Origin of the sequence: Thioalkalivibrio sp. ALE11 (assembly GCF_000381205.1) — a bacterium.
GTDB lineage: Bacteria > Pseudomonadota > Gammaproteobacteria > Ectothiorhodospirales > Ectothiorhodospiraceae > Thioalkalivibrio.
The window spans coordinates 53502-71425 of record NZ_KB906165.1; the positions used below are offsets into that span (position 1 = coordinate 53502).

The following is a 17924-nucleotide window of genomic DNA, read 5'->3' on the forward strand; positions in this document are numbered from 1 at the left end:
TCCCACTGTCCCGCTCAGCTCAGGATGATTTCGATCATGCAACCTCGTTTTCGTGAAACCGCCTTTTCCCGGGGTGTCTCCCGCCTCGACCAGCTCCCCGCGGACCAGGGGGTCGAGATCGCTTTCGCCGGGCGTTCCAACGCCGGCAAGTCCAGCGCCCTCAACGGCCTGTGCGGGCGCAAGGCCCTGGCCCGGGTCGGGCGCACGCCGGGCCGCACTCAGGAGATCAACGTCTTCACCCTTCCGCCGGCGGAGGACTGGCGCCTGATCGACCTGCCCGGCTACGGCTACGCGAAGGTCTCCGCGAAACAGCGCGAACACTGGGACCGGCTGCTGGGCGGGTATCTGCGCCGACGCCAGTGCCTGGCGGGGCTGGTCCTGATCATGGACATCCGCCGCCCGCTGACCGACCTGGACTGGCAGATGCTCGAATGGACCGGCGCGAACCGGCGGCTGCACTGCGTACTGACCAAGGCCGACAAGATCTCGCGACAGGAAGCCGAGCGCCAGCTGCACGCCACCCACGCGCGTCTGGAAGAGGCCGGAATCGAGGCTTCGCTGCAGACCTTCTCCGCGCTGAAGAACCAGGGCGTCGACGACCTGCGCGGGCTCCTTGCGGAATGGCTGGAGGAAGAAACCGCCGCGGAGGACAGGGACGGGGACGAGGACGGCGGGGCCGAACAGGGCCCATAAAAAAGTGCCCCGATCCCGGGGAGGAGGATCGGGGCAACAGCGACCTCGACAGGGGGATGCGAGGTCTTCCCGCTCAGGGAGAGAAGCGGGGAGCGCCGGGCCATGGCGCTCACTCATTATGACGCTTCACCGACCGTGAAGTTCCCGGTCCTTCTACTGTCGGACGGGAATGCGTCACAACCCGGGAAAGCGCGCGCAACCGCGGCCCTCACTCGCGTTCCGCATGGGCCTGCAGGGTCGCCACCAGTTCATCCGCCGAAGTGCCGTGCGGATGGATTTCCAGCAGATCGCCCTCCGGCCCCACCAGGTAGGTGGACGAGCTGTGATCGATCACGTAGCCCATCGCGGACTGGCTGTCGGTCTTCTCGTAGAACACCCCGTACTGCTCCACCGCCGGCTCCAGCGCATCGTGCGGGCCGGTGGCCGCCTGGATCCGGGGATGGAAATGGTCGGTGTAGTCCGCCAGGTGCTCGCCGTCGTCACGCTCGGGATCCACGCTGACGAACACCGCACTGACGCGGTCCTCCAGCGACTCGGGGAGCTGCTCCAGCGCCATCCGGATCCATCCGAGACTGACCGGGCAGGCATCCGGACAGGAGGTATAGCCGAAGTAGAGCCACACATACTGCCCCTCCAGATCACGCAGATCGAAGGCCTCCCCCTCGGTGGAGACCGGCAGCTGGAACGGGCCGCCGGTCACCCGGTCGGCCACCGGGATGTCTTCGTGAGTGGCGGCCTCGCCCGCGGGGGGCTGCCCGGGCACCAGCCATACATACAGCAGCAGCGCGGCCGCGGCGACCGCGGCCAGGGCCCACAGGAGGGTGGTCAGGGGAAGTCGGGACATCGTGCGCAATCCTCGGTGGAAGCCCGTACGTCAGTGGTCGCGGGCGGTGACGAAACGATACTGTACCCGCGCGGCGTCGCCGTCGCCTTCCGGCAGCACGGTCGCCGCCCAGGTCATCGCCTCGGTGGTACAGACCGGCAGGGTGGTGGTGCCGGCGTATTCACCCGGGCCCACGCGTTCCAGGCGCGGGCGCTGGAAGCCCATGTACATCTCCACCCCCGCGAAATCCAGCTCGATCCACTCGGGCTCGCGGCCGTCGCGGCCGACATGCCGCAGATGCAGCTCCAGCTCCCGCAGCATGGGCACCGGCCGCGGGGTGATCTCGAGGGTCATCTCGCCGCCCTCCGGGTGCTGCGCGGTACAGGCCCCTTCATTGAGATCGCAGATCTCCGGGGTCACCACCACGACATCGTCGCCGCCGCCACCACCGGCCAGGTAGCGGTCCGCCGCCACCCAGCCGGCCGCCAGCAGCAGGCCTGCGACCAGCCACGGGGCCGCGCGGTTGAACCCACGGGCCAGTGATTCGAGATCCGCCATGATCAGCCTCCGGTTCCGACAGGGACCTCAGTGGGCATCATCCCAGTTATCTCCGACGCCGATGTCCACCAGCAGCTCGACATCCAGCTCGGCCGCCCCGCCCATCGCACGGCGGGCCCGCTCGCCCAGGGCCACCACTGCATCGTCGGCAACCTCGAACACCAGTTCGTCGTGCACCTGCATGATCATGCGGGCATCGAGCCCGTTGCCGTCCAGGTCCTGCGCCATGCGCACCATCGCACGCTTGATGATGTCGGCCGCGGTGCCCTGCATCGGGGCGTTGATCGCCACGCGTTCGGCCTGCTGCCGGCGGGCCCCGTTGCGGCTGTTGATCTCGGGCAGGTACAGCCGGCGCCCGAACAGGGTTTCCACATAGCCCTGCTCGCGCCCGCGCTCACGCGCCCGCTCCATGTAGTCGTGCACGCCGGGATAGCGGTGGAAATAGCGGTCGATGTACTCCCGCGCCTCGGTCTGCTCGATCCCCAGGTTGCGCGCCAGCCCCCAGGCCGACATGCCGTAGATCAGGCCGAAGTTGATTGCCTTGGCCGCGCGGCGCTGCTCGCCGGTGACCGCGTCCGGGTCGACCCCGAAGACCTCCGCTGCGGTGGCGCGGTGGATGTCCAGACCGTCGGCGAAGGCCTGCAGCAGGCCGGCGTCCTGCGACAGATGGGCCATGATCCGCAGCTCGATCTGCGAATAGTCGGCCGCCAGCAGACGATAGCCGGGTGCGGCAATGAACGCCCGGCGGATGCGCCGGCCGGCCTCGGTGCGCACCGGGATGTTCTGCAGGTTGGGCTCGGAAGACGACAGGCGCCCGGTGGCCGCGCCGGCCTGGTGATACGAGGTATGCACCCGCCCGGTCTCCGGGTGGATACGCCGCGGCAGGGTCTCGGTATAGGTACTGCGCAGCTTGGACAGGCCACGGTGCTCCAGGATCAGCCGGGGCAGGGCGTAGTCGTCCGCCATCTGCTCCAGCACGTCCTCGGCGGTGGAGGGCTGGCCCTTGGGCGTGCGCCGCAGCACCGGCAGACCCAGACGCTCGAACAGGATCTCCTGGATCTGCTTGGGCGAGCCGAGATTGAACTCGGTGCCGGCCTCGTCGAAGGCCTGTTTTTCGATGCGCTCCATCTCGGCGGCCAGCTCCTGGCTCTGCTCGCCCAGCAGGTCCGGGTCGACCTTCACGCCGGCGCGTTCGATGTCCGCGAGCACCGGCACCAGCGGCATCTCGATCTCGCGGTAGACGAAGGCCGGGCCCTCGGCCTCGTTCAGGCGCGGCCGGAACAGGGCGTCCAGACGCAGGCAGATGTCCGCGTCCTCGCCGGCATAATCGGTGGCGATGCCGACATCCACCTCGGCGAACGGGATCTGTTTCGCCCCCTTGCCGGCCACGTCCTCGTATTTCGTGGTGCGGTGATCCAGATGGCGTTCGGCCAGCGAATCCAGGTCGTGCCGGTTGGCGCCGGCGTCGAGACAGAACGACTGCAGCAGGGTGTCGTCGACGATCCCGTGCAGTACGATGCCGTGGTTACCCAGCACGTTGCGGTCGTACTTGAGGTTATGGCCGAGCTTGCCGTGTTCGGCCGATTCCAGCCACGGCCGCAAGCGCTCCAGGGTCGCCTCGCGCGGGAGCTGCGGATCGGCGTCCGGACCGCTGTGGGCCAGCGGCAGGTAGTACGCGGTACCCGCCTCGAACGCGAATGACATGCCGATCAGCTCGGCCCGCATCGCCTCCAGGCTGCTGGTCTCGGTGTCGAACGCGACCCGCGCGGCGCCCTGCAGGCGTTCCAGCAGCTCCGTGAATGCCGCCTCGTCCCGCACGGTGTGATATTCGGCCGCCTGCCCAGGATCGGCATCACCGTCGTTACCGGAGGCAGCGTCGCCGCCTTCCAGCTCCGCCCGCCAGCGGGAGAACCCGTGGTGGCGCACCCGCTCCAGCAGCTGCTGCGAATCGGGCTCGCGCAGCTCGAGGTCATCGGGGCCCAGCGGCAGATCGACATCCCGGCGCACGGTGATCAGCTCGCGCGAGGTCGGCAGGCGATCGGCCGCGGCGCGCAGGTTCTCGCCGATCTTGCCGCCGATCTCGTCGGCCCGCTCGAGGATGGTGTCGAGGTCGCCGTACTTCGCGATCCATTTCGCCGCGGTCTTGGGCCCGACCTTCTCGACCCCCGGGATGTTGTCCACGCTGTCGCCCATCAGCGCAAGGTAGTCGACGATCTGCTCCGGCTCCACGCCAAACTTTTCGCGCACGCCGGCGGGATCCAGCACCGTGCCGCTCATGGTGTTGACCAGGGTCACGTGGCCGTCCACCAGCTGGGCCAGGTCCTTGTCCCCGGTGGAGATCACCACATCCTGCCCGGCAGCCGCGGCGCGATCGGCCAGGGTGGCGATCACGTCATCCGCCTCCACCCCTTCCACGCACAGCAGCGGGAAGCCCATCAGCTGCACCAGCTCGTGCAGCGGCTCGATCTGCGCCGCCAGCTCCTCCGGCATCGGCGGCCGGGTGGCCTTGTATTCGGGGTAGATCTCGTCGCGGAAGGTGGGCCCCTTCGCGTCGAACACCACCCCCATGCGCTCGGGGGCATAGTCCGCGCGCAGCTTGCGCAGCATGTTGGCCACGCCGTAGAGCGCCCCGGTGGGGTGGCCGTCGGGGGCGGTCAGCGGGGGCAGGGCGTGGTAGGCCCGGAACAGGTAGGAGGAACCGTCGACCAGGACGAGCGGGGCTTGCGACATCATGCGGATCCGGCTGGGCTTGCGAGGGAAGCATTCTAGCAGGCTGCGGGCCCCGGCCCGAGCAGCGCCGGCGCGATTTGTGCGGCCGTCGGGCCACGGTTAGTCTAGGCGCCCCAGAGTGCAAAGAACGCGCCCCCCATGAACGATCACGATCGAGCCGAACACCCCGGGCTGCGGCCCATCGACGATTCCTCGCTGACCCGCGAGAGCTGGAAGATCTTCCAGATCATGGCGGAGTTCGTGGAGGGCTTCGAGCGCCTGGCGCACATCAAGCCCTCGGTCAGCGTGTTCGGCTCGGCGCGCATCCCGTCCGATCACCCGGACTACCTGCTTGCGGAACAGATCTCGCGCCAGCTGTCGGACGCGGGCTTCGCGGTGGTCAGCGGCGGCGGGCCGGGCATCATGGAGGCCGCCAACAAGGGCGCGTTCGCCGGCCATTCCCCCAGCATCGGGCTCAACATCCAGCTGCCGCACGAACAACACGCCAACCCCTACCAGGACATTGGCCTGGGGTTCCGGCACTTCTTCTCGCGCAAGGTGATGTTCGTCAAGTACGCCTCCGCCTACGTGGTACTGCCGGGCGGCTTCGGCACCCTGGACGAGCTGGCCGAGATCCTGACCCTGGTGCAGACCGGCAAGACCCGCCGCATCCCGGTGGTGCTGGTGGGCAGCAAGTTCTGGGAAGGCCTGCTGCAGTGGTTCGAGGACGCGCTGGTCACCCATGGGACCATCGATGCCGAGGACCTCAATCTATACTCGGTGGTGGACACCCCCGAGGAGGTCGTGGACGTGATCTTCGAGTACTACGAGGCCCGCAGCTTCGAGCCCTCGGCGGAAGAGAAACAACGACTGATGGAGCTCTGATGATGACGAGCACCCGCGCCACGGCGCTGGCCGCTGCCCTGCTGGGCCTTGTTCTCGCCGCCGGGCCGCTGGCGGCGCAGGACTTCGAAGACGCCCCGCCACCGCCCGACATGCCCGACGAGGCCGCCGGCGACGAGCCCGCGCCGCCGCCGGTGCTGGACGAGCGCGCCCGCCAGCTGCAGGAACTGGAAGAGGCGGACGTCATCATCATGGAGCGCGATGGCGAGCGGCGACGCGAATATCGCGTGGACGGTGATCTGGTGATCGTCGAGGTCACCCCGGCCGCCGGCCCGACCTATTATCTGGTGGACGTCACCGGGGAAGGCGATCTTGAACGCCGCGACGACCTGGCCCCCGGTTTCACCCCGCCCCGCTGGAGGATCCTGGAATGGTAAGCACGCAGCCGACCGTGGAACTGCCGGTCGCGGGTGCCGCGGCGCTGGAAGCAGCCTTTGCCGCCGCCCGGGCGGCCGGCGCGCCCGTGGGGCTGCCCGCCGCCGGCGATGCCCCGCAGCTCGACGGGGATCGCGCGCGCTGGGTCCTGGAGCGCGGCAACGCTGCGGAGCCCGGGGCGATCGCCAGCGGTCCCGGCACGCCGGAGGCGCTGGGCCGCCTCGCGGCCCGCTGGCAGGCCTGGCATCCGGCGGAGGCCCTGCCGCAGGACGGCGTCTGGCGCCGCGGGGTACTGCAGCAGCAGCTGCGCGAACGCACCGAAGACCTGAGCGCCACCCTGGATGAACAGGCGCGCGAACAACTGAACCGCGAGCTGCATCATCAGGGGCTGTACCGGTTCGAGGACCTGCCGGTGGCCGGCAGCTTCTGGCGCTCGGTCCGCCGGCACGGCGAGCACACTGGACTGGCGGATCTGACGGTCCCGCCGGCCCCCGTGCCGGCGTTCTGGCAGCTGGCGCGCATCGCGCTGGCGGTGGCCGTCAGCGAGACGGGCGAGCTCGATCGCGAACGCTACCGCGCCCTGCTGGATGGCTATCACCGCGAGCGCCCGCTGAGCGCGATCGAACGCGGCGCCGCCCCGACGCTCCTGCGCATGGCCGCGCTGGATGACTGGCTGGAATGCATCGAGGCCGGCCACGCGCCCGCGGGCCCCGATCCGCGCCTGGCCGGCCTGCAGGACGCCGGCACCCGGGTGCAGTCGGTATGGGTAAGGCCCGCCGCCTGATGACCCCGCGGGCCTCCCTCGCGGGGCTTGTGGCCCTGGCCATCGCCGGGGCGCCGGGCGTCGGCGTTCTGGCCTCCACCGAGGTCCACCGCTGGGTGGATGAAGACGGTGTGGTGCATTTCTCCGACGAGGCACCCGGCGACGGGCGCAGCGAACGCATCGAAGTTCAGGAGCCGATGGGCGCCGTCCCCCTGGAGAATGCCCGCGAGATCCTCGAACGCCCGATACGGCGGCCGGGAGAAGACCCGACGGACGACGCCCCGGAGGAAGACGCGGCCGCGGACGAAGAGAGCGACGATGAAGACGAATATTCGATCGAGGACGTCCCGGTGCCCGTGGAACTGGTGGATTTCTGAGCCAGCCACGGGCATCGCACCACTTTGATGCACAGAATGCCCTACAATAGGGCAATGACTGCACCTCATCAGAGCGCCACCGCACAACGCCCCCGGACGAAGCGCTGCGACGCCCTCGTGGCCATTCTGGCGCACTTCATGCTTGAAGCCGGGTGATGAGCCCGCATACGCCCCCTTCGCCCGCCTCGCTGCCCACCCCCCCGTGGTGGGACGACCTGTCCACGGCCGTGATGGTCACCGACGGGGATCTGCGGCTGCAGGCGATGAACGGCGCGGCCGAGGTCCTGCTGGGCCTCAGCCGCGAGCGCATCCTCGGTCACCCGCTCGGCCAGTGGCTGCATCTGGACCGCAACCTGACCACCCGTCTGCGCAACGCCCTGACCCGGGACCAGCCGATCACCCTGCGTGCGCGGCGCCTGGAACCGCTGCGCGCGGAAAGCTTCCTGGCCGACGTGGTGATCACGCCGCTGCACGGCGAGGGTGACGAACCCGGACGGCTGCTGTTCGAACTCAGCGCAATCGACCGGCACGAACGCATCTCGCGCGAGGAACAGCTGCAGAAGCAGCAGGCCATCTCGCGCGCGGTCACGCGCGGGCTGGCGCACGAGATCAAGAACCCGCTGGGCGGGCTGCGCGGCGCCGCGCAGCTGCTGGCCGGAGAACTGGACGATCCCGACCTGCGCGAATACACGCGCATCATCATCCATGAGGCCGACCGCCTGCGCTCGCTGGTGGACCGCATGCTCGGCCCCAACAACATGCCGCAGCGCGCCCCTCTTAACCTGCACGAGGTCCTCGAGCATGTGCGCGGCCTGATCAGCGTCCAGCTGCCGCTGGGCGTGAAGATCCGCGGCGACTACGACCCTTCGATCCCGGAGATCGAAGCGGATCGCGACATGCTGGTGCAGGCGCTCCTCAACCTGGTGCAGAACGCCCTGCAGGCGCTGGGCGACGAGGGCGAGATCGTGCTCAGCTCGCGCATCCTGCGCCAGTACACCGTTTCCGGCAAACGCCACCGGCTGGTCGCGCGCCTGAGCGTGCGCGACAACGGGCCGGGAATCCCCGAGGAGGTCCGCGAGCGGATCTTCTTCCCCATGGTCACCGGCCGCGACAGCGGCACCGGCCTCGGCCTGCCGATCGCGCAGAGCCTGGTCCAGCTGCATGACGGCCTGATCGAATGCCATTCACGGCCCGGCTCCACGCGCTTCGACATCCTCCTGCCCGTGGCCGGACCGCCCGCCAGCGAGAGCCCCGACGCATGAATCCAACGGTCTGGATCATCGACGACGACGATTCCATCCGCTGGGTGCTGGAACGCGCCCTGAGCCGATCCGATATCGCGGTGCGCGGATTCGAGTCCGCCGACGCGGCATGGGCGGCCCTGGAGACGGAAGACACCCCGGACACGATCGTCGCCGACATTCGCATGCCGGGGCTCAACGGGCTCGATTTCCTGGCGCGCATGCAGAGCCGGGGTGACGCGCCGCCGGTGATCATCATGACCGCATTCTCCGATCTGGAGAGCGCGGTGGGCGCCTACCAGACCGGAGCGTTCGAATACCTGCCCAAGCCGTTCGACGTGGACGAGGCGGTGGCCCTGGTGCAGCGTGCCCTGGAGGCCCGCCGTGACAGCCTGGCGGCCGCAACGCCCGACGAGGGCAGCGCCGAGGAAACCCCCATCATCGGCGAGGCGCCGGCGATGCAGGAGATGTTCCGCGCCATCGGCCGCCTGTCACGCTCCAACATCACGGTGCTGATCAACGGCGAATCGGGCACCGGCAAGGAGCTGGTCGCACGCGCGCTGCATCAGCACAGTCCGCGGGCGGGGCAGCCGCTGATCGCCCTGAACACCGCGGCCATCCCCAAGGACCTGCTCGAGAGCGAGCTGTTCGGCCACGAGCGGGGGGCCTTTACCGGCGCCAGCCAGACGCGCAAGGGCCGCTTCGAGCAGGCCGACGGCGGGACCCTGTTCCTCGACGAGATCGGCGACATGCCGTTCGACCTGCAGACCCGCCTGCTGCGGGTGCTGGCCGACGGCACTTTCTACCGGGTGGGCGGGCATACCCCCATCCATACCGACGTGCGCATCATCGCCGCGACCCACCAGGACCTGGAAGAGCGGGTGCGCGCGGGGCAGTTCCGCGAGGACCTGTTCCACCGCCTCAACGTGATCCGCATCCATGTGCCGTCGCTGCGCGAGCGGCCGGAAGATATCCCGCTGCTGGTCAATCATTTCATGAGCGAGGTGGCCACCGAACTGGGCGTGGAGCCCAAGGTGATGCGCCCCGAGGTAGTCGCGGAGATGCAGCGCCTGCCATGGCCGGGCAATGTGCGCCAGCTGGAAAACACCTGTCGCTGGCTGACGGTGATGGCCTCCGGACGTGAGGTGCACCTGGACGACCTGCCGGCGGAACTGCGCCGCGATGACGCGCCCCGGTCCACGGGCACGCCGCAACCGGGACCGGGACCGGCACAGGCCGTGCCGATCGAACCCCGGGAGTGGACCGATGAACTGGCGCGCGTGGCCCGCGAGCACTGGGAACGCGGTGACCGGGACGTGCTGGGAAGCCTGCAGCCGGCGATGGAACGCACGCTGATCCGCGAGGCGCTGCGGGCCACGGGCGGACACCGCCAGCAGGCCGCGGCCCTGCTGGGCTGGGGCCGCAACACGCTGACGCGCAAGATCCAGGAGCTGGGTATGAACGAGGAGCGACCGTAACCGGCGGGCCCGGGCGCTGCCGGCGCGTCAGGCGCCGCAGCCGGAGAACCCCTCGTTCAGCTGCAGCCGCCCGGTCAGCTCGCTCACGTGGCCGATCCCGTGGCGGTCCATGTAGTCGTTGATGCCGGCGAGGATCTTCGGCAGGCACAGCGGATCGTAGAACAGCCCGGTGCCCACGCCCACGGTGCTGGCCCCCGCGAGCAGGAACTCCAGGGCATCCTCGGCGCGGGTGACCCCGCCCTGGCCGATGATCGGGATGCCATGGGCCCTGGCCACCTGGTGGACCTGGTGGACCTTCAGCAGCGCCACCGGCTTGATCGCCGGGCCCGAAAGTCCGCCCTGGTTGTTGCCGATCACCGCGCGGCCGCTCTCGGCGTCCACCGCCATGCCCATCAGGGTGTTGATCACGGCAAAGCCGTCGGTACCCGCCTCGATGCAGCGCCGGGCGTTCTCGGCGATGTCGGTCTGGTTGGGCGAGAGCTTGGTGATCAGGGGCTTCTGCGTGACCGAGCGACAGGCCTCGACCACCCGCGCGGACATGTCCGGGTCATTGCCGAAGGCGACCCCGCCTTCCTTCACGTTGGGGCAGGAGATGTTGATCTCGATCGCGTCCACCGGGGAATCGTCGAAGGCCCGGGTGACTGCGATGTATTCCTCGATGGTGGAGCCGGAGACGTTGGCGATGAAGCGCGTCTCGTCGTAATCCAGCCCCGGCAGGATCCCGCCGACCACCTGTTCGACCCCGGGGTTCTGCAGGCCGATGGCGTTGAGCATGCCCTCCGGGGTCTCGTACACCCGGTGCGGGGGGTTGCCGGGCCGTGCGGCCCCGGTGGTGCCCTTGAGGCACACCGCGCCGGCATCGCGGTTGGAAAAGCCGGCCACCCGGGTATATTCCTCGCCGAAGCCGACACAGCCGGACAGCAGCACCAGAGGCGTGTTGAAATGCAGCCCGCAGAATTCCAGGGAGAGCCGCGAATCGTCGCGCGCTTCGCTCATGTTTCACATCGTCCTGTATCAGCCCGAGATCCCGCCGAACACCGGGAACGTCATTCGTCTGGCCGCCAACAGCGGGGCGGCCCTGCATCTGATCCACCCGCTGGGCTTCAGCCTCGACGAGAGCCGGCTGCGCCGCGCGGGGCTGGATTACCGGGAATGGGCCCGGGTCCGCGAGTATGACAGCCTGGCCGCCTGGCGGGAATCCGTGGCCCCGCGGCGGGTGTTCGCGATCACCACGCGCGGCACCTGCCGCTTTGATACCCCGGCGTTCGCCGCCGGCGATGCCTTCCTGTTCGGCCCCGAGAGCCGCGGCCTGCCGCAGCAGGAACTGGACGCGATCCCGGAGGAGCGACACCTGCGGCTGCCGATGCAGCCCGGCAGCCGCAGCCTCAATCTCGGCAATTCGGTCGCGGCGGTGATCTACGAGGCCTGGCGCCAGCTGGACTTCGCCGGCGGCGAATGAGCCGATGGGTCAGATATTCTCGGCGACCGGGTCGCGCTCCAGCAGGCGCCGCACCGCGTCGTGCACCCGCCGGCCACGGTAGAGCACCGCGTGCACCTCCTCGCAGATCGGCATCTCCACGCCGGCGGCATGCGCGCGTTCCACTGCCACGCGCGCGGTCTCGACCCCTTCCACCGACTGGCCCACCCGCTCGCGCGCGGTCGCCAGGTCGTAACCCTGGCCCAGCAAAAGACCGACGCGGCGGTTGCGCGACTGGTCGTCGGTGCAGGTGAGCAGCAGATCGCCGAGGCCGGACAGCCCGGTCAGGGTCTGCGGCCGCGCCCCCAGGGCCTCGCCCAGGCGCTGTAACTCGGCCAGCCCGCGGGTCAGCAGCGCGGCGCGGGCGTTGGCGCCGAACCCGGCCCCGTCGGCGATACCGGAGGCCACCGCGAGGACGTTCTTGAACGCCCCGCCCAGCTCCACGCCGATCACGTCGGGGTTGCCGTAGATGCGCATGGAACCGCCGTGGAAGGCATCCGCCAGACGTCGCCGGCGCTCCGGGTCGGCCGAGGCGGCGGTGAGGGCAGTGGGCTGACCGCGCGCGACCTCGGCGGCGAACGAAGGCCCGGAGATCAGGGCCGCCGGCTGTCCGGGGCCGAGTTCCGCCTCGGCCACCTCGTGCAGCCAGGCACCGGTCCCGGTTTCCAGCCCCTTGGTGGCCCAGGCCACGACCTGCCCCGGTTCCAGCCGGGGCCGCAGCCAGCGCAGGGTCTCGCGGAAGGCGCCCGAAGGCACGACCACCAGCACCAGGTCGACGCCGTCGACGACCTCCGACGCGGCGGTCACCCGCAGGTTGCGCGGGAAGGTCAGGCCCGGGAGATAGCGGGGATTCTCGCGTTCGCGCTGGAGGCGCTCGGCGGTCTCGGCCGAACGCCCCCACAGCCGCACGTCGTCGTGCAGGCGTGCGGCATGCACCGCCAGGGCGGTCCCCCAGGAACCGGCCCCCAGTACCGCGATGCGCATGCGCCGGGCCGGCTCAGGGGTTTTCGCTGGCCGTGACGGCGGCGCCGTTGCCTCCCTGGCCCTGACCCGAACCTTCCTGCTGTTCCTTCAGGTGCTTGGCATACAGCGCGTCGAAGTTGACCGGCTGCAGCAGCAGCTGCGGGAATCCGCCCTTCAGGACCAGGTCGGCAACCGTCTCGCGGGCGAAGGGGAACAGCGCATTGGGGCAGTAGGCGCCCAGCAGCTGATTGCGCTGCTCCTCGGAAAAACCGCGCACGATGAACACCCCGGCCTGCTTGATCTCGACCAGGTAGCCGGTCTCGCCGTTGGATTCGGTGGTGACCGTCAGGCCCAGCTCGACCTCGTAGACCCCTTCCTGCTCGCCCACCGGGCGCGCCTGGGTGTTGAGCTGGATGCCGGTCTCGCCCTTCCATTCCTTGAGGAAGATCTCCGGGGCGCCGGGGGCCTCGAAGGACAGGTCCTTGATGAAGACCTTCTGCATGGAGAATTCGGGGCCGTCGGAGCCCTGGCCGCCCTGTGCGGCCGCGTCGGTCTGGTTTTCTTCAGCCATGGTGCGTTCGGATCCTTTCAGGTGTTCGTGGAATCGCCGGCGTCCACGCCCCCGCAGGCCTCGATCAGGCGGTCCAGCTCGCCGGACCGTTCCATGGCCTGGAGTTCATCGTAGCCGCCGATATGGGTGTCCCCCAGGAAGATCTGCGGGACGCTGGTGCGTCCGTCCGCCCGCTGTTCCATCTCGTGGCGCAGCCCGGAGTCCCGGTCGATGCGGTATTCGTCGAAGCCGAGGTCGCGCTGGTTCAGCAGGCGGCGGGCGAGGATGCAGAACGGGCAATGCCCGGTAGAGTAGACCTCGAAGCGCATGTCACTTCTTCTTCAGCGGCATGCCCGCATTTTCCCATGCCTGGATGCCACCGGAGAGATTGACCACGTCCTCGAAGCCGGCCGCCGTCAGCTGGTTCGCGGCCATGGAGGACCGGTTGCCGCTGCGGCAATAGACCACGACGGGGCTGGATTTCCACGCCTCGATGTCCTGCATGCGCTTTTTCAGTTCGCCGATGGGGATATGCTTCGCGCCACCGATGCGGCCGCCGGAGACCTCGTTGTGCTCGCGCACGTCCAGCACGAGGGCATCATCCTGGTTCATCACGCGCACCGCTTCGGTGGGCGCCAGCTCGCGGTACTTGCGTGTCAGGCGCCGGAACTCGGCGTAGATGATCAGGGCAAGCACCGCGACCAGGGCGCCCGTCAGAATCGGGTTGTTGGCGAGGAATTCGGGCAGTCGTTCAAGCATGCGGGAGACCGGTCGGGATTCAGGAACGGCAGAAGACGTCCTGCATCATACCGATCAGGCGCAGGGTGCGGGAGTCCCCCACGCGGTAATAGACCCGATTGGCGTCCTTGCGCGTGGCCAGGATGCCCTTGTCACGCAGGATTCCGAGGTGCTGGGAAATATTGCTCTGCGAGGTCCCGACCTGATCCACGATTTCCTGTACGCTGACCTCCCGGTCGCCCAGAATGCACAGGATCTTGAGCCGCAGCGGATGGGACATGGCCTTCAGCGAGCGCGAGGCCCGCTCGATATCCTCGTCCTGCGACATCAGTTCGTCTTCGATGCACGGTTCGTCGCTCACGGCAGCCTCTCGTTCGGAGGGGCAAGACCCCTGCCACTGGGTGAGAATATTAGAACGCAAACGTACCCCGATATGCGGATTCACGCAATCTTGTCCCTGTCGCTTTCATGGGTTGGCCTGCTGCTGGCGGGCCTGCTGGTTGCCGTGCCGGCCACGGCGCTGGAACCCGAGGCGGAGCTGGAAAAGACCCTGGAGGCCATCCGGGACGTCGAACGTTCGCTGGAGGAACGACGCGCGGCAGTCGCCGATCTGGAAGACCGGATCGCCGCGTCCGCCCGGGGCGCGGGCGAACAACGCGAACGACTGGATGAGCTGGAACGCCGCCGCGAGGCCCAGGAGGAGGTGATTGCCGAGCACGAGGCGCGCGTGGCCCGGCGCGAGGAACGGCTGCACGAGCAGCGACGCGACGCCGCGCGACTGGTGCATGACCAGTGGCTGCAGGCGCGCCACGGGCAGCGTGACCGACCGACGGAAGACGGACAGCGGCACCACCCCGTTTACGCGTCCGCCATTCAGCAGGCGCGGGAACGGGCCCTGGCAGACCTGCACGCACGGATCGAGGAGCTGCGGGCGGCGCGTGCCGATCTGACCGAGGAGCGCGAACGGCTGGCACGTCGCGAAACCGAAACCCGCGAAGCGATGGCCGAGCTGGAGCGCCAGGAAGCGGCCCGCCGCGCGGCACTGGAGGAGCTCGAGGCGGCCATGGAAGACGAGGCACTCGAGCTGGAGCGCCTCGAACGCAACGCCGAGACCCTGGATCGCGTGATCACGGAGATCGAAGAGCAACGCCATGCCACCACCGCCGAAGAGCAAACGGGCGAGGAGGCGCCCCCTCGGTCCCGCGCAGTCAATCCGGACGTCCCGTTCGCGGATCTTGAAGGGGAGTTGCCGCGACCGGTGGATGCGCCGGTCATCCGCGATTTCGGCAGCGAACGCCGCGGCAGTCTGCGCAGCCAGTGGAACGGAGTGGTACTGGAGGCGCCCTCCGGCGCGCCGGTGCGGGCAGTGCATCAGGGTCGTGTGGTCTATGCGGACTGGATGCAGGGCTACGGGTTCCTGGTGATCCTGGATCACGGGGACGGTTATCTGACGCTGTACGGCAACCTCGAAGACATCCTGGCCGGGCCGGGGGAATCGGCCGATGCAGGCGAGCCGGTGGGTCGCGCCGGGGAAGGCAGTCCCGCCATCGCGCCGGGACTGTACTTCGAAGTACGGCGGGAGGGGCAGACATTGAACCCGCAGGCATGGTGGCCGTCACAGTAAGGGCGGAATGCTAGAATTGGGCGCATATCCGCAGAAAGACCTCGGACAAGGGATACTCTGATGAACAAGCTTTTCCACTCCGGCTACGGCCTGCTCACCGGCCTCGTTCTGGGCATCATGCTGAGCGTGTCCGTGGGCGTGTACGCCGGGCGCGACGATGCCGCCGGTCTGTCGGCACTGCCGGTCGAGGACCTGCAGCGCTTCACCGACGTCTACATGCGCATCAAGCGCAATTACGTCGAGGAAGTCGACGACAGCGAGCTGCTGGACAACGCCATTCAGGGCATGCTGACGGGGCTCGACGAGCACTCTTCCTACCTCGACGAGGACGACTTCCGTGACATGGAAGCGGGAACCTCGGGCGAGTTCGGCGGCCTCGGGATCGAGGTCGGGATGGAAGACGGCTTCGTGAAGGTCATCGCTCCGATCGACGACACGCCGGCGGATCGTGCGGGCATCCAGGCGGGTGACCTCATCGTGCGTCTGGACGGCGACTCGGTGCGCGGCATGACCCTGTCGGATGCCGTCAGCCGGATGCGCGGCGAACAGGGTTCCGACATCACCCTGACGGTGGTGCGCGACGGCGAGGATCAGCCGCTGGAGATCACCATCACGCGCGACATCATCCAGGTGGAATCCGTCCGCTCCGAGATGCTGGAAGACGGCTACGGCTACGTACGCGTCAGCAACTTCCAGACGCGCACGGCGCGGGATCTGGTCAGCGCGATCGAGGAGCTCAAGGAGGCCAACGGCCTGAAGGGCCTGGTCCTGGACCTGCGCAACAACCCGGGCGGAATCCTCAACGGCGCCGTGGGCGTGTCCGACGCCTTCCTGGACGGAGGACGGATCGTCTACACCGAGGGCCGGCTGGACGAGGCGCAGATCGAATATGACGCCTCGCCGGGAGACGTCCTCGATGGCGTGCCGATGGTGGTACTGGTCAACCGCGGCTCGGCGTCGGCTTCGGAGATCGTCGCGGGTGCTCTGCAGGACCACGGTCGCGCGATCATCATGGGGCAGAACAGCTTCGGCAAGGGATCGGTGCAGACCATCCTGCCGCTGTCGGAGCAGACCGGGATCAAGCTGACCACCGCACGCTACTTCACCCCGGACGGCCGGTCCATCCAGGACGAAGGGATCACCCCGGACATCGCGCTGGACGAGACCCTGCGGGTGTCGCGCTCGGAAGACGACTCGCCCGCGCGGCCCGACCTGCCGGACGATGTCGATGACGAGGAAGAAGAAAGCCTGGCCGAGCGCGACTTTGGCCTGAACGAGGCCCTCAATCTCCTCAAGGGCCTGAACTTCTACAACGGACGCTAGCGGGAGGAGCTCGATGACGCGAGTGCTCGTACCTCTGGCCTCCGGCTCGGAAGAGCTGGAGGCCGTGACCATGATCGACCTGTTCCGGCGGGCCGGCTTCGAGGTCACGGTGGCCGGTCAGGAGGCCGGGCCGGTCACCTGCTCGCGCGCTACGGTGATCCAGCCGGACAGTGAGCTCGAAACGGCCGTCGGCGGGGATTTCGATCTGATTGCCATTCCCGGGGGACTGCCGGGCGCGAATCACCTGCGCGATGACCCGCGGCTGATCGCACGGCTGCAGAAACAGGCGGAAGCCGGCCGGCATCTGGCGGCCATCTGTGCGGCCCCCAAGGTGCTGGCGCAGGCCGGGTTGCTGCAGGATCGCCGGGCGACCTGCTTTACCGGCGCCCTCGACGGCACCGGAGTGGAGTCGAGCGGTGCGGCCGTGGAAATCGACGGTAACGTGATCACCGGGCGCGGGCCCGGCGTGGCGATGGATTTCACCCTGGCGGTCATCGAGGAACTGGCGGGCCGCGAGGCCCGTGAGGCGGTCGAGGGTCCGCTCCTGCGGGCCTGAGGCGGGCCGCCGGAACGGACGGGATATCGGATCGGCGAGAGGGCCGAATCGGTGGCCGAATCGGCGAGGGGGCTCGCCTCCTACAGGGAGGAGGTCGAACCCTGGCTCCGGCAGGAGGCCGGCCCTCCGGCCGATCTTGCGTCTGGCCAATCGCCTGCGCCGGGTCGGCGAGGGGGCTCGCCTCCTACAGGGAGGAGGTCGAACCCTGGCCCCGGCAGGAGGCCGGCCCTCCGGCCGATTTTGCGTCCGGTCAATCGCCTGCGCCGGGTCGGCGAGGGGGCTCGCCTCCTACGGGCAGGTCGAACCCTGGCCCCGGCAGGAGGCCGGCCCTCCGGCCGATTTTGCGTTCGGCCAATCGCCTGCGCCGGGTCGGCGAGGGGGCTCGCCTCCTACGCGGAGGCCGACCACGGAAATCGCCTCAGTCGGCGCGGCGCAGGAACGGGCGCTGTCCGGACTGCACGGCACGGCGGATAAAGTCCGCACGGCCGCTTTCGCGCTGGTTGACCTCGTCCGCGCACTGCGACGGCTCGTAGGCCGCGGCCGAGAGCATCACTTCCAGTTCGGCGACGTCCACCTTCGGATCGGTCAGCTGGTCGGAGGTCACGTTCAGGTGGCGCCCCACCTCCCAGAACATGCGTGGACTCCACATCTTGGTCTGCACCCGCGGCGAGTTGAACAGTTCGACGCAGCGCTGATTGATCTGTTGCTGATCCATGGGGTACTCCGGTCACGGTTTTTAGGACGCCGGGGAATCTAGCGAAGCCGGCGTGGCA

Annotated in this window: 21 protein-coding genes; 11 read left to right on the forward strand and 10 right to left on the reverse strand. The window is 68.8% G+C overall.

Annotated elements, in window-relative coordinates; genetic code table 11:
* Positions 1–36 precede the first annotated feature (36 nt).
* Positions 37–693 (forward strand): ribosome biogenesis GTP-binding protein YihA/YsxC, encoded by a 657-nt coding sequence (gene yihA / locus F620_RS0102345; protein ID WP_019588894.1) that lies wholly within the window; start codon positions 37–39, stop codon positions 691–693.
* 208 nt (positions 694–901) lie between these two features.
* Here the strand turns inward: yihA and F620_RS0102350 are convergent, their stop codons facing one another.
* The 3 genes from F620_RS0102350 to polA are packed head-to-tail and all read right to left on the reverse strand — an operon-like array spanning position 902 to position 4804.
* Positions 902–1537 carry an SCO family protein gene (locus tag F620_RS0102350; RefSeq protein WP_019569311.1) on the reverse strand — a complete coding sequence of 212 codons (636 nt, stop codon included), beginning with the start codon at positions 1535–1537 and terminating at the stop codon, positions 902–904.
* 30 nt (positions 1538–1567) lie between these two features.
* The gene (locus tag F620_RS0102355) at positions 1568–2074 is read right to left on the reverse strand and encodes a hypothetical protein (RefSeq protein WP_019569312.1); all 507 of its coding nucleotides are present in this window, start codon (positions 2072–2074) and stop codon (positions 1568–1570) included.
* Between the two features lie 27 nt (positions 2075–2101).
* Complete coding sequence (gene polA, locus F620_RS0102360; RefSeq protein ID WP_019569313.1) at positions 2102–4804, reverse strand: DNA polymerase I; 2703 nt, start codon at positions 4802–4804, stop codon at positions 2102–2104.
* 138 nt (positions 4805–4942) lie between these two features.
* Between polA and F620_RS0102365 the strand changes: the two genes are divergently transcribed.
* The 6 genes from F620_RS0102365 to ntrC all read left to right on the forward strand — a co-directional run bounded on the left by F620_RS0102365 (position 4943) and on the right by ntrC (position 9920).
* On the forward strand, positions 4943–5668 hold the full coding sequence (locus tag F620_RS0102365; RefSeq protein ID WP_018868927.1) for a TIGR00730 family Rossman fold protein: 726 nt from the start codon (positions 4943–4945) through the stop codon (positions 5666–5668).
* Positions 5668–6063, forward strand: a complete 396-nt coding sequence (locus tag F620_RS0102370) for a DUF2782 domain-containing protein (RefSeq protein ID WP_019022523.1) — start codon at positions 5668–5670, stop codon at positions 6061–6063. Before F620_RS0102365 ends, F620_RS0102370 begins: the two co-directional genes overlap by 1 nt.
* Positions 6057–6845, forward strand: coding sequence for a hypothetical protein (locus F620_RS0102375; protein WP_019569314.1), 789 nt, complete (start codon positions 6057–6059; stop codon positions 6843–6845). Before F620_RS0102370 ends, F620_RS0102375 begins: the two co-directional genes overlap by 7 nt.
* Positions 6824–7201, forward strand: a complete 378-nt coding sequence (locus F620_RS0102380) for a DUF4124 domain-containing protein (RefSeq protein WP_026331302.1) — start codon at positions 6824–6826, stop codon at positions 7199–7201. The genes F620_RS0102375 and F620_RS0102380 overlap by 22 nt, the downstream gene beginning before the upstream one ends.
* A 155-nt stretch (positions 7202–7356) precedes the next feature.
* Complete coding sequence (glnL, locus tag F620_RS0102385; RefSeq protein WP_019022526.1) at positions 7357–8463, forward strand: nitrogen regulation protein NR(II); 1107 nt, start codon at positions 7357–7359, stop codon at positions 8461–8463.
* Positions 8460–9920 carry a nitrogen regulation protein NR(I) gene (ntrC, locus tag F620_RS0102390; protein WP_019569316.1) on the forward strand — a complete coding sequence of 487 codons (1461 nt, stop codon included), beginning with the start codon at positions 8460–8462 and terminating at the stop codon, positions 9918–9920. Before glnL ends, ntrC begins: the two co-directional genes overlap by 4 nt.
* Before the next feature lie 27 nt (positions 9921–9947).
* Here the strand turns inward: ntrC and F620_RS0102395 are convergent, their stop codons facing one another.
* A complete protein-coding gene (locus tag F620_RS0102395) occupies positions 9948–10916 on the reverse strand; it encodes a dihydroorotate dehydrogenase (RefSeq protein ID WP_018947230.1) in 969 nt (322 codons plus the stop codon).
* Here F620_RS0102395 and F620_RS0102400 point away from each other — a divergent pair.
* Positions 10915–11379 (forward strand): tRNA (cytidine(34)-2'-O)-methyltransferase, encoded by a 465-nt coding sequence (locus F620_RS0102400; RefSeq protein WP_019022529.1) that lies wholly within the window; start codon positions 10915–10917, stop codon positions 11377–11379. The two genes, F620_RS0102395 and F620_RS0102400, sit on opposite strands and share 2 nt — an antisense overlap.
* A gap of 9 nt (positions 11380–11388) precedes the next feature.
* On the opposite strand, the gene F620_RS0102405 is transcribed toward F620_RS0102400, so the two are convergent.
* Genes F620_RS0102405 through F620_RS0102425 form a run of 5 tightly spaced genes read right to left on the reverse strand, consistent with a single transcriptional unit; the run spans position 11389 to position 13976 of the window.
* On the reverse strand, positions 11389–12381 hold the full coding sequence (locus F620_RS0102405) for an NAD(P)H-dependent glycerol-3-phosphate dehydrogenase (RefSeq protein WP_019022530.1): 993 nt from the start codon (positions 12379–12381) through the stop codon (positions 11389–11391).
* A gap of 13 nt (positions 12382–12394) precedes the next feature.
* Positions 12395–12931, reverse strand: coding sequence for a protein-export chaperone SecB (gene secB, locus F620_RS0102410; protein WP_018868918.1), 537 nt, complete (start codon positions 12929–12931; stop codon positions 12395–12397).
* A gap of 17 nt (positions 12932–12948) precedes the next feature.
* A complete protein-coding gene (gene grxC, locus F620_RS0102415; RefSeq protein WP_018868917.1) occupies positions 12949–13239 on the reverse strand; it encodes a glutaredoxin 3 in 291 nt (96 codons plus the stop codon).
* A 1-nt stretch (position 13240) separates the two neighbouring features.
* On the reverse strand, positions 13241–13669 hold the full coding sequence (locus F620_RS0102420) for a rhodanese-like domain-containing protein (RefSeq protein WP_019022531.1): 429 nt from the start codon (positions 13667–13669) through the stop codon (positions 13241–13243).
* 19 nt (positions 13670–13688) lie between these two features.
* Positions 13689–13976, reverse strand: a complete 288-nt coding sequence (locus F620_RS0102425; RefSeq protein WP_051073636.1) for a helix-turn-helix transcriptional regulator — start codon at positions 13974–13976, stop codon at positions 13689–13691.
* Between the two features lie 105 nt (positions 13977–14081).
* Between F620_RS0102425 and F620_RS0102430 the strand changes: the two genes are divergently transcribed.
* Genes F620_RS0102430 through F620_RS0102440 form a run of 3 tightly spaced genes read left to right on the forward strand, consistent with a single transcriptional unit; the run spans position 14082 to position 17151 of the window.
* Positions 14082–15272: a murein hydrolase activator EnvC gene (locus F620_RS0102430; protein WP_026331286.1), complete on the forward strand. Its 1191-nt coding sequence runs from the start codon at positions 14082–14084 to the stop codon at positions 15270–15272.
* Between the two features lie 60 nt (positions 15273–15332).
* Complete coding sequence (locus tag F620_RS0102435; RefSeq protein ID WP_019569318.1) at positions 15333–16595, forward strand: S41 family peptidase; 1263 nt, start codon at positions 15333–15335, stop codon at positions 16593–16595.
* A 13-nt stretch (positions 16596–16608) separates the two neighbouring features.
* Positions 16609–17151, forward strand: coding sequence for a DJ-1 family glyoxalase III (locus F620_RS0102440; RefSeq protein ID WP_019569319.1), 543 nt, complete (start codon positions 16609–16611; stop codon positions 17149–17151).
* Between the two features lie 418 nt (positions 17152–17569).
* Here the strand turns inward: F620_RS0102440 and F620_RS0102445 are convergent, their stop codons facing one another.
* A complete protein-coding gene (locus F620_RS0102445) occupies positions 17570–17866 on the reverse strand; it encodes a hypothetical protein (protein WP_019569320.1) in 297 nt (98 codons plus the stop codon).
* Positions 17867–17924 lie beyond the last annotated feature (58 nt).

Coding starts and splice junctions, on each gene's coding strand:
- F620_RS0102380 (WP_026331302.1), top strand. CDS start 6,824: ATGGGTAAGGCCCGCCGCCTGATGACCCCGCGGGCCTCCCTCGCGGGG.
- F620_RS0102395 (WP_018947230.1), bottom strand. CDS start 10,916: ATGAGCGAAGCGCGCGACGATTCGCGGCTCTCCCTGGAATTCTGCGGG.
- grxC (WP_018868917.1), bottom strand. CDS start 13,239: ATGCGCTTCGAGGTCTACTCTACCGGGCATTGCCCGTTCTGCATCCTC.
- secB (WP_018868918.1), bottom strand. CDS start 12,931: ATGGCTGAAGAAAACCAGACCGACGCGGCCGCACAGGGCGGCCAGGGC.
- F620_RS0102425 (WP_051073636.1), bottom strand. CDS start 13,976: ATGTCGCAGGACGAGGATATCGAGCGGGCCTCGCGCTCGCTGAAGGCC.
- yihA (WP_019588894.1), top strand. CDS start 37: ATGCAACCTCGTTTTCGTGAAACCGCCTTTTCCCGGGGTGTCTCCCGC.
- F620_RS0102365 (WP_018868927.1), top strand. CDS start 4,943: ATGAACGATCACGATCGAGCCGAACACCCCGGGCTGCGGCCCATCGAC.
- F620_RS0102435 (WP_019569318.1), top strand. CDS start 15,333: ATGAACAAGCTTTTCCACTCCGGCTACGGCCTGCTCACCGGCCTCGTT.
- F620_RS0102370 (WP_019022523.1), top strand. CDS start 5,668: ATGATGACGAGCACCCGCGCCACGGCGCTGGCCGCTGCCCTGCTGGGC.
- F620_RS0102440 (WP_019569319.1), top strand. CDS start 16,609: ATGACGCGAGTGCTCGTACCTCTGGCCTCCGGCTCGGAAGAGCTGGAG.
- F620_RS0102445 (WP_019569320.1), bottom strand. CDS start 17,866: ATGGATCAGCAACAGATCAATCAGCGCTGCGTCGAACTGTTCAACTCG.
- F620_RS0102420 (WP_019022531.1), bottom strand. CDS start 13,669: ATGCTTGAACGACTGCCCGAATTCCTCGCCAACAACCCGATTCTGACG.
- ntrC (WP_019569316.1), top strand. CDS start 8,460: ATGAATCCAACGGTCTGGATCATCGACGACGACGATTCCATCCGCTGG.
- F620_RS0102375 (WP_019569314.1), top strand. CDS start 6,057: ATGGTAAGCACGCAGCCGACCGTGGAACTGCCGGTCGCGGGTGCCGCG.
- F620_RS0102355 (WP_019569312.1), bottom strand. CDS start 2,074: ATGGCGGATCTCGAATCACTGGCCCGTGGGTTCAACCGCGCGGCCCCG.
- F620_RS0102430 (WP_026331286.1), top strand. CDS start 14,082: ATGCGGATTCACGCAATCTTGTCCCTGTCGCTTTCATGGGTTGGCCTG.
- polA (WP_019569313.1), bottom strand. CDS start 4,804: ATGTCGCAAGCCCCGCTCGTCCTGGTCGACGGTTCCTCCTACCTGTTC.
- F620_RS0102350 (WP_019569311.1), bottom strand. CDS start 1,537: ATGTCCCGACTTCCCCTGACCACCCTCCTGTGGGCCCTGGCCGCGGTC.
- glnL (WP_019022526.1), top strand. CDS start 7,357: ATGAGCCCGCATACGCCCCCTTCGCCCGCCTCGCTGCCCACCCCCCCG.
- F620_RS0102400 (WP_019022529.1), top strand. CDS start 10,915: ATGTTTCACATCGTCCTGTATCAGCCCGAGATCCCGCCGAACACCGGG.
- F620_RS0102405 (WP_019022530.1), bottom strand. CDS start 12,381: ATGCGCATCGCGGTACTGGGGGCCGGTTCCTGGGGGACCGCCCTGGCG.